The following is an 11,908-nucleotide window of genomic DNA, read 5'->3' as shown; positions in this document are numbered from 1 at the left end:
TCGGCGTCGAGCATGGCCTGGAGCCAGGCGCGGTCGCCGACGGCCGCCTCGACCGGGGTGCCGGCCCGCACGGGGGAGAGCAGGCCGGCGTCGGTCAGGTCCTCGGTCATGCGGTCACTCCGGTGGGTGCGGTGCCGGGGGCGGGTGCGGTGCCGGGCGGGCGGGTGCGGTCCGCCGGCGGGGCGTCAGCGGTCAACGGTAGGGCCAGGACGGCGCGGGCTATCGCGTCGGCGTCGCCCAGGATGACGGAGTCGACGCCGGGCCGGATCCCGGCCGCCGTCACCCAGTGGACGCCCTCGGTCGGCACCCCGAAGGCGAAGCGGCGCGGGTGCGGGCGGCCGTGGGCGTCGAGCAGCCGGTACGGGCGCCCGGTCACGGCGAGCCCGCCGGACTGGTGGACGCCGATCCGGTGGGCGGCGCACTGGCCGGTGCCCAGCAGGTGGCGCAGCAGCGGGTCGTCGGTGCGGCGCAGGTCGGGTTCGGGCAGCCGGGCCTCGATCAGGGTGCGGGCCGCCACCGGTTCCCCGGGGACGCTGCGGGAGTGGGCGACGAACGCCCGGCGGGCGGGATCGAGGCGGATGTCGGTGCCGGGGCCGGTGAGCACCAGCAGGCCGCACTCCAGGAGCGCGCGCATCTCCTCGATCCGGGAGACGGGCGGGCCGATCGACAGGAAGGCGTTGAGCGGGGTGTACCAGCCGTCCAGGTCGTCGCGGTGGGAGTCGCCGTCCAGGCCGCCGTGGTCGACCGCGAGCCGGATCTCGTTGCGCAGGTCGCGCAGCACGTCGAGGGCGGCCTTGAGCGGGCCGTGGACGTTCCCGGCCCTGGCGTTTCGGACGTCCTGCGCGAGGTGGTCCAGCAGCCACCGCCGGAAGTCCGCGCGGTCGGCGAACCCCCGGCGGGGGAGCGGGTCGGTGATCCGCCCCCAGTCCCAGCGGTCGGCGGGGTCGATCCGGTGGGCGTCCAGCAGGCGCTGCTCGGCGGCCCCGTCGGCGGCGGCCAGGTACCGGTCGGCGAGGTGCTCGCCCTCGTCCGCCCGGCCGCGGGAGGCCAGCAGCGTCCGGTAGTAGACGCTCTGCACCTCCTTGGATATCAGCGGCCACAGGTCGGTGCGGAAGCGGGTCGGCCGGCCGGCGGTGGTGCGCTCGCGCAGGTCCGCGAGCAGTCGGGGGGTCAGCAGCCGGGGGTGGTGGCGGCCGTGCGCGCCCTTCTGGTTCTCGCCGCGGGCGTGGTAGGGCACACCGCGCCGGGAGCTGGCGTACAGCAGGGGCTCGTCCCCGGAGGGCCGGTAGACCAGGTGGTCGCCGTCCCGGGTGAAGCGGCCGCCGCGGCCGTGGGTGAACAGGGCGAGGTGGTCGAAGAAGTTGAGTCCGAGCCCGCGCAGCAGGACGGCCTCGCCGGGGCCGATGCCGTCCAGGTCGAGGTCGGCGGGGTTGGCGGGGGCCAGGTGGCGCAGGCCGTGTACCCGGGCCAGTGCGGCCGCCTGCTCCTCGCGGGCGGTGCGTCGGGTGGGGAGGTGGCCCTGGGCGAGCACCACCGCGTCCACTCCGTGCAGCCGGGTGCCGTTCTCCAGCCGGACGCTCTGCGGGCCGCCGGGGGTGCCGGCGCCGTCGGTGAGGGCGACCGCCCGGGTGCGGTGGACGTGGACGGTGAGGTGGGGCGGGGCGCCGTCGACGAGCCGGCGGAAGGCGGCGCGCAGGTAGTGCCCGTAGAAGGACCGGGTGGGGTAGCTGTCCGGCCCGAGTGCGGCGGCCCGGGCGAGGGCGGCCGCGTCCTCGGGGCCGGGGCCGTCCGGTCCGGCGATCTCCCGGGCCCACTCGTACAGGCTGGGGCCGGGCTCGATCGGGCCGTCGATCCGGACGCTGTCGTCGGTGTAGGCGGTGATCTGCGAGGCAACGGTGTTCATCAGCAGGTGCGGCGACTGGCCGGGCCGCCAGACCCGGCCGGCGCCGGGTTCGGCCGGGTCGACCACGTGCACCGTGACGGGCGGGCCGGCGGGGGACTTCCGCTCGTGGGCGCAGATCCGTTCCAGGACGGACAGGCCTCGCGGGCCGGCGCCGACGAGGCAGACGACGAGGTCCGGCGGGGTGCTCACGGGGGATCTCCCATCCTTGCGGCCGGGCACGGTGCGGCCCCGGCGTGGCCGGGGCGGCGGGCGCCGGGGGTGCGGTACGGGGGCGGAACACGACGGGTGCAGGCGGGAGCGTAGACCACAGGAGGCCAATTCGACCCCGTGCGTAGCGTTCTGACGCAAACTCATATGAAAGAACGAGGCGGTGCGGGGCTGGGCGGATCGGTCCGGTTCGGGAGAAACCCGGCCGTACCCCGTTGCTGTTCGGGACAATGCACCCGGGCCCGGAGCCGCCCGCCGGCACCGGCGGCCGGCCGGGCGGCCGCGACGGCTGGGGGAGAGCGAACGATGGTGACAGCACAGGGGCCGGAGATCCATCGGACGCCCGGCCTGCCGGCGGCGGTGGTCGACGGCTGGCGGGAACTGGTGGCGGCGGACCCGTCCGGTTCCTGGTTCATGACCCCCGAGTGGGTGCTCTCCTGGTGGGAGACGCTCGGTGCGGGCGGCCCCGGCGGCGACCCGGGCGGCGCCGCCGAGATCGCGGTCTGGCGCGGGCCGGCGGGGCGCGTGGAGGCGGTCGTGCCCTTGCTGCGGACCGGTGAGCGGCTGCACCCCCGGCTGCCGCTGTCGGCCCCGGTGGTCACCGCACTGGGCTCCGGGCCGGGCGCCGCGGACCACTGCGGTTTCGTCGCGCTGCCCGAACGGCGGGCCCAGGTCGGCGAGTTCCTGGCGGCGCGGGCCCGCCGGAGCACGCTCTGGCTGCCCGACCTCGACCCCGGGCAGCGGGACCTGCTGCCGCCGGGCGCCCGCCGGGTCGCGCAGGCCGCGTGCCCGCGGACCGACCTGTCCGGGGGCTTCGACGCGATCGGCTCCCGCCAGTTCCGGGCGAACCTGCGCCGGTACGGGCGCAAGCTGGCCGCGGCGGGGGTGACGTTCCGCTGGGTGCCGCCCAAGGAGGCGGACCCGGAGCTGCTGGACACCGTGCTGCGGCTGCACGGGGTGCGCCGCGCGGCGATGGGCCGGCCCACCACGTTCGACGACCGGCGCCGGGCCCTGCACGCCCGGGTGCTGGAGCGCTCGGCCGCGGCCGGCACCGGGCAGGGCCCGGCCTTCCTGCTGGCCGAGCGCGGCGAGCGGGTGGTCGGGGTGCTGTACGGCTTCCACTGGGGTCCGGTGTTCGCGTACTACCAGATCGGCTGGGAGCCGGAGCTGGCCGAGCTGCGGCTCGGGACGGCGGTGATCGCGGAGGCCGTCCGGGCCTGCGCCGAGCAGGGGCTGACCACCTTCGACTTCCTGCGCGGCACCGAGCCGTACAAGTACCGGTTCGACGCGGTGGACCGCTTCGACGAGTCCTGGCTGGTGCCGCGCGGCGGGTCGGGGGCGCTGCTGGGGCTCAAGCACCGCCTGAAGGAGCGCCGGCGGGCCGTTCCGGCGGAGGGTGAGTGAGAGCACTTGTGCAACTAGTTGCATAGGGGGCCCCGGGCGTCCTACCGTGAGGCTGCGACCCACGGACCAGGAGGCGCCCGATGACCGCGTACCCGAACCTGCTCAGCCCGCTCGACCTGGGCTTCACCACACTGCCCAACCGGGTGCTGATGGGCTCGATGCACGTCGGTCTGGAGGAGGCCGAGGGCGGCTTCGACCGGATGGCCGCCTTCTACGCCGAGCGCGCCCGCGGCGGCGTCGGCCTCATCGTCACCGGAGGCATCGCGCCGAACGAGGCGGGCCGCCCCTGGTCGGGCGGTGCGAAGCTCACCACCGAGGCCGAGGCCGCGCAGCACCGCGTGATCACCGAGGCCGTGCACCGCGAGGGCGGCCGGATCGCGCTCCAGCTGCTGCACTTCGGCCGCTACGCCTACCACCCCGACCTGGTCGCGCCCAGCGCCCTCCAGGCGCCGATCAGCCCGTTCCCGCCGCGCGCCCTCACCGACGAGGAGGTCGAGCGGACGATCGAGGACTTCGCGCACGCCGCCGCGCTCGCCCGGGGCGCCGGGTACGACGGCGTGGAGATCATGGGGTCCGAGGGCTACCTGATCAACGAGTTCGTGGCCGCCTGCACCAACCGCCGCGAGGACCGCTGGGGCGGCCCGTTCGAGCACCGGATCCGGTTCCCGGTCGAGATCGTCCGCCGGGTCCGCGAGCGGGTCGGGCCCGACTTCATCCTGATCTTCCGGCTCTCCATGCTCGACCTCGTCCCCGGCGGCTCCACCCTGGAGGAGGTGGTCGCGCTGGCCCGGGCCGTCGAGGAGGCCGGCGCCACCATCATCAACACCGGGATCGGCTGGCACGAGGCGCGGATCCCGACCATCGCCACCTCCGTGCCGCGCGGCGCGTGGAGCTGGGTCACCAGGAAGGTGATGGGCGCGGTCGGCATCCCGCTGGTCACCAGCAACCGCATCAACACCCCCGAGCTCGCCGAGCAGTTGCTCGCGGACGGCCACGCCGACCTGGTCTCGCTGGCCCGCCCGCTGCTCGCCGACCCCGCGTTCGTGGCCAAGGCCCGGGACGCGGGCGCCGACACCATCAACACCTGCATCGGCTGCAACCAGGCCTGCCTGGACCACACCTTCAGCGGCCGGATCACCTCCTGCCTGGTCAACCCCCGGGCCTGCCACGAGACCGAGCTGGTCCTCGCACCCACCCGGCGCCGCAAGCGGATCGGTGTGGTCGGCGCCGGCCCCGCCGGCCTCGCCCTCGCCGTCTCGGCCGCCGAACGCGGCCACGCCGTGACGCTGTACGACGGCGCGGACCGGATCGGCGGGCAGCTCAACCTGGCCCGGATGGTCCCCGGGAAGGAGGAGTTCGACGAGACGCTGCGGTACTACCGGCGGCAGCTGGAGCTCCGGGGCGTCGATGTCCGGCTCTCCACCACCGCGACCGCCGACGGCCTGCTCGCCGAGGAGTTCGACGAGCTGGTCCTGGCCACCGGTGTCACCCCGCGCACCCCGGACATCCCCGGCGTGGACCACCCCAGCGTGCTCAGCTACCTGGACGTGCTGCGCGGGCAGGCCGAGGTCGGCCCCCGGGTCGCCGTCGTCGGCGCCGGCGGCATCGGCTTCGACATCGCCGAGTACCTGACCGACCCGGGCACGGGGACCGGCCGGGACGCGGCCGCCTTCTTCGAGCAGTGGGGCGTCGACACCGAGTACCGCTCGGCCGGCGCGCTGCGCACGCCCGTCCGCCCGCGGGCCGTCCGCACCGTCCACCTGCTCCAGCGCTCCACCACCAAGGTCGGGGCGGGCCTCGGCAAGACCACCGGGTGGATCCACCGCACCGAACTGCGCCACCGGGGCGTGGAGATGGTGGCCGGCGTCGGCTACGAGCGGATCGACGACGAGGGCCTGCACCTGACCGTCGACGGCGCTCCCCGGCTGCTCGCCGTCGACACCGTGGTGCTCTGCACCGGCCAGGAGCCGCGCCGCGACCTGTACGAGGCGCTGCGGGCCCGCGGCCGGGAGCCGCACCTGATCGGCGGCGCGGACGTGGCGGCCGAACTCGACGCCAAGCGGGCCATCGACCAGGGGACCCGCCTCGCGGCGGCCCTCTGAGCGGCGCCCCGACTCCGTAGGATGCGCTCCTACGAAGTCAGCCAGGAGAGGCCGATCCGTCCATGTCGCTGCCGCACGCCATCCTCACAGCCCTGCTGGAGAAGCCGTCCTCGGGGCTGGAGCTGACGCGCCGCTTCGACCGGTCGATCGGCTACTTCTGGTCCGCCACCCACCAGCAGATCTACCGGGAGCTCGGCCGGCTGGAGGAGTCCAGCCTGATCCGCGAGCTGCCGCACGAGGTGCCCGTCCGCGGCGGCCGCCGGGAGTACGAGGTGCTGCCGGCCGGACGCGCGGAGCTGGCGGGCTGGGTCGCCGAGCAGCACGACCCGAAGCCGGTACGGGACGCGCTGCTGCTGCGGCTGCGGGCCGCCGCGGTGGTCGGCGCGACCGGACTGGACGCCGAGTTCCGGCGCCATCTCCAGCTGCACCGCGCCCAGTTGGAGGAGTACCGGGAGATCGAGCGGCGCGACTTCCCGGCCGACCTGGCGGCGCAGGAGAACCGCCTGCAGCACCTGGTGCTGCAGGCGGGGATCAACCTGGAGGAGTTCTGGGTGGCCTGGCTGACCGAGGCCGCGGCCGTGCTCGGCGCCGCGGACTGAACCCGGTGCTCAGGCCAGCCGCCTGAGCACCTCCTCGGCCAGCGGGCCGGAGGAGGACGGGTTCTGGCCGGTGATCAGGTTGCGGTCGGTGACCACGAACGGCGCCCACGGCTCGCCCTCCCGGTAGTCGGCGCCGAGGGCCTCCAGGCGGTCCTGGAGCAGCCACTTCGCCCGGTCGGCGAGACCGGCGGCCCGCTCCTCGGCGTTGCTGAACCCGGTCAGCCGGTACCCCGCGAACGGCGAGGAGCCGTCCGGGAGTTCGGCGGCCAGCAGGGCCGCCGGGCCGTGGCAGACCACGGCCAGCGGCCGGCCCGAGGCGAGCGCCGCGGTGAGCAGCCGGCCGGAGTCGGCGTCGACCGCGAGGTCCTCCATCGGGCCGTGCCCGCCGGGGTAGAACACCGCGTCGTAGTCGGTGGGTTCGACCTCGGAGAGCTTGACCGGGTGCTGGAGCGCGGGCAGTCCGGCCAGCTCCGCCGTGAGCGCGTCCGCCTCCGAGTGCCCGCCGACCGCCCCGGCCGTGAGGCTGGCCCGGTCGACCGTCGGCCGCACGCCGCCGGGGGTGGCGACGGTGACCTCGTGCCCGGCGGCGGTGAAGGCGCGGAACGGGGTGGTGAACTCCTCGGCCCAGAAGCCGGTCGGATGTTCGGTGCCGTCCGCGAGCGTCCAGTACTCGGCGCCGGTCAGCACGAAAAGGATCTTGGACATGGGCTCTCCCTGGGCAGACCGGCCGGCGGGCCGGAGACGGCCGCCGACCCGGTGACGGCTCCGACGGTAGGCCGGGCGGACCACCGGGGACCAATAGGCTCGTCGATGTGACCCATGGCTTTTCGCATACCGGGCTGGACCTGGACCTGCTGCGCACCTTTCTGGCCGTCCACCGCGCCGGGTCCTTCACGGCCGCCGGCCGGGTGCTCGGCCTGTCCCAGCCCACCGTGACCACCCAGATCCGGGCGCTGGAGCTCCGGCTCGGCCGGCAGCTGTTCGAACGGCTGCCGCGCGGCGTGGCCTCCACCGCCGTGGCGGCGGAGCTGGCGGCCGCCGTGGCCGGCCCGCTGGACGCGCTCGCCGAGGTGGCCGAGCGGGTGGCGCCGGTCCCGGGCGGGCCGTCCGAACCCGTCCACCTGGCGGGCCCGGCCGAGCTGCTGTCCGTCCGGGCGCTGCCGGCGCTGGCCCCGCTGGTGGCCGGCGGACTGCGGCTGCGGGCCACCGCCGGACTGGCCGAGGACCTGCTGACCGGGCTGCGCGGCGGCCGGTACGACCTGGTGCTCTCGGCCGTCCGGCCGCGCGGCCGGGAGGTGGCCGCGGTACCGCTGATGGACGAGGAGTTCGTGCTGGTCGCCGCGCCCGGGTGGGCCGAGCGGATCGGGCCCGGCCGGCCGGCCGCCGAGGGCCCGGGTGCGCTGACCGGCGTACCGCTGCTCGGGTACGCGGAGGACCACCCGATCGCCCGCCGGTACTGGCGGCACGTCTTCGGGGTGCGGCTGACCGGGCCCGCCGCGGTGGTGCTCGCGGACCTGCGGGGGCTGCTGGCCGCCGTGGTGGCAGGGGCCGGGATCGCGGTGCTGCCCCGCTACCTGTGCCGGGCCGAGCTGGACTCCGGCGCCCTGGTGCCGCTGCTGGACCCGCCGGACCCGCCGATCAACACGCTCTACCTGGCGCAGCGGGCCGGCGGTGGCGCGCCGGCGCCGGTCGCCCGGGTCCGGGAGGCGGTGCTGGCGGCGGCCGCCGGCTGGTGACCGGGGCGCCGGGAATAGCGGCCGGCCGGCGGGGGTTGAGGCCGGTAGTTGAAATTGCAATCAATCTGAGGGGAGTGAGTCCCGTGCAGTTCGGGATCTTCACCGTCGGGGACGTCACCACCGACCCGACCACCGGGCGGACGCCGTCGGAACACGAGCGGATCAAGGCCATGGTGGCGATCGCCCGCAAGGCGGAGGAGATCGGGCTGGACGTCTTCGCCACTGGCGAGCACCACAACCCGCCGTTCGTCCCGTCCTCGCCGACCACCCTGCTCGGGTACCTCGCCGCCGCCACCGAGCGGCTGATCCTCTCCACCTCCACGACGCTGATCACCACCAACGACCCGGTGAAGATCGCCGAGGACTTCGCGACCCTCCAGCACCTGGCCGACGGCCGGGTCGACCTGATGCTCGGCCGCGGCAACACCGGCCCGGTCTACCCCTGGTTCGGCCAGGACATCCGCCAGGGCATCCCGCTCGCGATCGAGAACTACGCCCTGCTGCAACGGCTCTGGCGCGAGGAGGTGGTCGACTGGCAGGGCCGTTTCCGCACCCCGCTGCAGGGCTTCACCGCCACCCCGCGCCCGCTCGACGGCGTCCCGCCGTTCGTCTGGCACGGCTCCATCCGCAGCCCCGAGATCGCCGAACAGGCCGCGTACTACGGCGACGGCTTCTTCGCCAACAACATCTTCTGGCCCAAGGAGCACTTCCAGAAGCTGGTCCGCCTCTACCGCGAGCGCTACGCCCACTACGGACACGGCACCCCCGAGCAGGCCGTCGTCGGCCTCGGCGGCCAGGTGTTCGTCCGGCGGAACTCGCAGGACGCCGTCCGCGAGTTCCGCCCGTACTTCGACAACGCGCCCGTCTACGGCCACGGCCCCTCGCTGGAGGAGTTCACCGACCAGACCCCGCTGACCGTCGGCAGCCCGCAGGAGGTCATCGAGAAGACCCTGACCTTCCGCGAGTCCTTCGGCGACTACCAGCGCCAGCTGTTCCTGGTCGACCACGCCGGCCTGCCCCTGAAGACCGTCCTGGAGCAGCTCGACCTGCTCGGCGAGGAGGTCGTCCCGGTGCTGCGCAAGGAGTTCGCCGCCCGCCGGCCGCTCGACGTGCCGGCCGGCCCCACCCACGCCGCACGCCTCGCACGGCGCGACCGCGCCGAGGCCGAGGAGGGTGGCCGATGAAGCTCGTCGCCGTCACCGCCGGACTGAGCGTGCCGTCCTCCACCCGGCTGCTCACCGACCGGCTCGCCGGGGCCACCGCCGACCGGCTCGCCGCGACCGGGGCCCGGACCGACCTCCGGGTGGTCGAACTGCGCGCGCTGGCCAGGGAGATCGCCGACCACCTGGTCACCGGCTTCCCCGGGCCCGTGCTGCGCGAGGCCCTCGACGCGGTCACCGCCGCCGACGGGCTGATCGCCGTCACCCCCGTCTTCGCCGCCTCCTACAGCGGCCTGTTCAAGTCCTTCTTCGACCTGGTCGAGCACGAGGCCCTCACCGGCCGGCCGGTCCTGATCGCCGCCACCGGCGGCACCGCCCGGCACTCGCTCGTCCTCGACCACGCGCTGCGCCCGCTCTTCGCGCACCTGCGGTCCGTGGTGGTGCCGACCGGGGTGTACGCGGCCTCGGAGGACTGGGGCTCGGCCGGCGACGGGCGCGGCGGCGACCTGGCCGGGCGGATCACCCGGGCCGCGGACGAGCTGGCCGCTCTGATGGCCGCCCGACCCGCCGCCGACCCGGCCGCCGACCGGGTGGTCCCGTTCGCCGAGCAGCTCGCGGCGCTCCGGGTCGGCTGACCGCGCGCGGCCCCGGACAAGACCTAACCTGACGGGACATCACCACCGATCCACGGGAGGCAGCATGACCACGGAGACGTACGTGACGGACAACCCGGCGGCGTCCCGCTTCGAGATCCGGGTGGCGGCGCCCGACTCCGAGCCGGTCGGGTTCACCGAGTACCACCTCTCGGAGGGCGAGATGGCGTTCCTGCACACCGAGATCACGGCTGACCGCGAGGGGCAGGGCCTGGCGGGCACCCTCGTCCGGGAGGCGCTGGACGACGCGCGCCGGCGGGGGCTGGCGGTGCTGCCGTACTGCCCGTTCGTCCGGGTCTGGATCGGCCGCAACCGCGAGTACACCGACCTCGTCCCGGTGGACCGGAGGGTGCGTTTCAACCTCTGACCCGGGCCCGGGCCCGGGGCGGGAAGCGGGGGGTCGGGCGGGTGCGTGGGGGTCGGCCGGTGTCCCGGCGGGCGCCGGTTGGGAAGACGATCGTCAGTCAGGAAGGACCCGGCGTCCCGCAGGGAGTGGAGTCCTGGTGGCCGACGGGCCGGCCCCCTCGCAGGCAACATGCTGAAGCATCTACTTCTCTATTGCAAGTAAGACGCAATAGTGTGGGTCCGGCATGATCGACACCGTTGAAAGGGGCCGTGTCCCGATGGGCACCTACGCACTTCCCGACCTGCCGTACGACTACTCCGCGCTTGAGGCGGCGATGTCCGCCGAGATCCTGGAGCTGCACCACTCCAAGCACCACGCCGCCTACGTCAAGGGCGCGAACGACACCCTGGAGCAGCTGGCCGAGGCCCGCGACAAGGAGCAGTTCGGCGGCCTGGTGGGCCTCCAGAAGACGCTGGCCTTCCACCTCTCCGGCCACGTCCTGCACTCGCTGTTCTGGGAGAACCTCTCCCCGGACGGCGGCGACCGCCCCGACGGCGCCCTCGGCACCGCCATCGAGGAGCACTTCGGCGGCTTCGAGGCGTTCAGGAAGCAGCTCACCACCGCCACCGTCGGCGTCCAGGGCTCAGGCTGGGGCATCCTCTCCTGGGAACCGCTCGGCAGGCGCCTGATCGTCGAGCAGGTCTACGACCACCACGGCAACGTCGGCCAGGGCACCACCCCGCTGCTCGCCTTCGACGCCTGGGAGCACGCCTACTACCTGCAGTACAGGAACGTCCGCCCCGACTACGTCACCAAGCTCTGGGACGTCGTCAACTGGAACGACGTCGCCGCCCGCTTCACCGCCGCCCAGGGCGTCTGACCCGTGCCCGGTGAGGCGCCCGCCCGCCGCGGGCGCCTCACCACGGTGCCGGCGCGGGGTCAGACCTCCTCGGCGGGCAGCGCCAGGTACTCCGCGCGCAGGCGGCCCAGCAGCGGGTGGGCGGGGTCGAAGCGGACGCCGTCGATCTGCGCGATCGGCCGGATGCCGAAGCCCGCGTTGGTGGCGAACGCCGCCACGAACCGCTCCAGGCCGTCGGCGGTCACCGGCTCCGTCCGCCGGGGCCCGCCGTGGGCCGCGGCGAGCAGGGCCTCGGTGACCCCGGGGAGGCACTCGGCCTCCGGCGCCACCAGGTGGCGGCCGTCGTGGAACAGGACGTTCCAGGTGGTGCCCTCGCTGATCAGGCCGCCCGCGCCGGTGAGCAGGGCGTCGTCGAACCCGGCCAGCTGGGCCAGCCGCCGCTGGTGCAGCAGGCCGAACAGGCCGGTGTGCTTGACCTCGGGCAGGTCGCGCCGGTGCTCGACGGTGCGGACCCGCAGCGGTGGCGGGGCGGTGCCGACCGCCGGCCGGGTGGTCACCAGCAGCTGCGGATCGGCCGGGCCGCCCGGGCGTTCCAGACCCAGCGCGGGGTCGAAGACGGTGACCCGGACGGTGACCGCAGGGACGCCCTCCGGGCCGGCCCCCCTTCGTCCGGCCCCCTCCCGTCCGAGCGCCTCCCGTCCGAGCGCCTCCCGCAGCCGGGTGCGGACCAGCTCCGGGTCGAGCTCGGTCCCGAAGACCAACCGGCAGTCCCGGACCAGCCGGGCCAGGTGCAGACCGAGCCCGCGCACCCGTCCGTCCTCGACCCGCAGCGTGGTGAAGTGCCCGTAGTTGGTCAGGGCCAGCGCGGCGACCTGCGGGACCAGGGCCGGCTCCCCGTTCAGCTCGATCATGCCGGACAGTCTGTCAGTCCGGCCCGCC

General features: G+C 74.9%; 11 protein-coding genes. 8 read left to right on the top strand and 3 right to left on the bottom strand.

What is annotated here, in order from left to right; all coding sequences use genetic code 11:
• Positions 1-106: 106 nt before the first annotated feature.
• Positions 107-2,092, bottom strand: a complete 1,986-nt coding sequence (locus ACIOFR_RS05920) for an FAD/NAD(P)-binding protein (RefSeq protein ID WP_400992803.1) — start codon at positions 2,090-2,092, stop codon at positions 107-109.
• Between the two features lie 324 nt (positions 2,093-2,416).
• Between ACIOFR_RS05920 and ACIOFR_RS05915 the strand changes: the two genes are divergently transcribed.
• The 3 genes from ACIOFR_RS05915 to ACIOFR_RS05905 all read left to right on the top strand — a co-directional run bounded on the left by ACIOFR_RS05915 (position 2,417) and on the right by ACIOFR_RS05905 (position 6,215).
• A complete protein-coding gene (locus ACIOFR_RS05915) occupies positions 2,417-3,514 on the top strand; it encodes a GNAT family N-acetyltransferase (RefSeq protein ID WP_400992801.1) in 1,098 nt (365 codons plus the stop codon).
• Between the two features lie 80 nt (positions 3,515-3,594).
• Positions 3,595-5,616, top strand: coding sequence for an FAD-dependent oxidoreductase (locus tag ACIOFR_RS05910; protein WP_400992799.1), 2,022 nt, complete (start codon positions 3,595-3,597; stop codon positions 5,614-5,616).
• 62 nt (positions 5,617-5,678) lie between these two features.
• Positions 5,679-6,215, top strand: coding sequence for a PadR family transcriptional regulator (locus ACIOFR_RS05905; protein ID WP_400992798.1), 537 nt, complete (start codon positions 5,679-5,681; stop codon positions 6,213-6,215).
• Between the two features lie 9 nt (positions 6,216-6,224).
• On the opposite strand, the gene ACIOFR_RS05900 is transcribed toward ACIOFR_RS05905, so the two are convergent.
• A complete protein-coding gene (locus tag ACIOFR_RS05900; RefSeq protein ID WP_400992796.1) occupies positions 6,225-6,920 on the bottom strand; it encodes a type 1 glutamine amidotransferase domain-containing protein in 696 nt (231 codons plus the stop codon).
• A 107-nt stretch (positions 6,921-7,027) separates the two neighbouring features.
• Here ACIOFR_RS05900 and ACIOFR_RS05895 point away from each other — a divergent pair, with 107 nt between their 5' ends.
• The 5 genes from ACIOFR_RS05895 to ACIOFR_RS05875 all read left to right on the top strand — a co-directional run bounded on the left by ACIOFR_RS05895 (position 7,028) and on the right by ACIOFR_RS05875 (position 10,990).
• Positions 7,028-7,951, top strand: coding sequence for a LysR family transcriptional regulator (locus ACIOFR_RS05895; protein WP_400992795.1), 924 nt, complete (start codon positions 7,028-7,030; stop codon positions 7,949-7,951).
• Between the two features lie 83 nt (positions 7,952-8,034).
• Positions 8,035-9,135, top strand: a complete 1,101-nt coding sequence (locus ACIOFR_RS05890; RefSeq protein WP_400992794.1) for an LLM class flavin-dependent oxidoreductase — start codon at positions 8,035-8,037, stop codon at positions 9,133-9,135.
• Positions 9,132-9,746: a CE1759 family FMN reductase gene (locus tag ACIOFR_RS05885; protein WP_400992793.1), complete on the top strand. Its 615-nt coding sequence runs from the start codon at positions 9,132-9,134 to the stop codon at positions 9,744-9,746. Before ACIOFR_RS05890 ends, ACIOFR_RS05885 begins: the two co-directional genes overlap by 4 nt.
• 64 nt (positions 9,747-9,810) lie before the next feature.
• Positions 9,811-10,131, top strand: coding sequence for a GNAT family N-acetyltransferase (locus ACIOFR_RS05880; RefSeq protein ID WP_400992792.1), 321 nt, complete (start codon positions 9,811-9,813; stop codon positions 10,129-10,131).
• A 256-nt stretch (positions 10,132-10,387) separates the two neighbouring features.
• A complete protein-coding gene (locus ACIOFR_RS05875) occupies positions 10,388-10,990 on the top strand; it encodes a superoxide dismutase (protein ID WP_400992791.1) in 603 nt (200 codons plus the stop codon).
• Positions 10,991-11,049: 59 nt separating this feature from the next.
• Here ACIOFR_RS05875 and ACIOFR_RS05870 read toward each other — a convergent pair whose 3' ends face one another.
• Complete coding sequence (locus ACIOFR_RS05870) at positions 11,050-11,880, bottom strand: aminotransferase class IV (RefSeq protein WP_400992790.1); 831 nt, start codon at positions 11,878-11,880, stop codon at positions 11,050-11,052.
• Positions 11,881-11,908 lie beyond the last annotated feature (28 nt).

Source organism: Kitasatospora sp. NPDC088346 (genome assembly GCF_044740765.1).
Classification (GTDB): Bacteria; Actinomycetota; Actinomycetes; order Streptomycetales; family Streptomycetaceae; genus Kitasatospora.
This window is presented reverse-complemented; position numbering and strand designations above follow the sequence as displayed.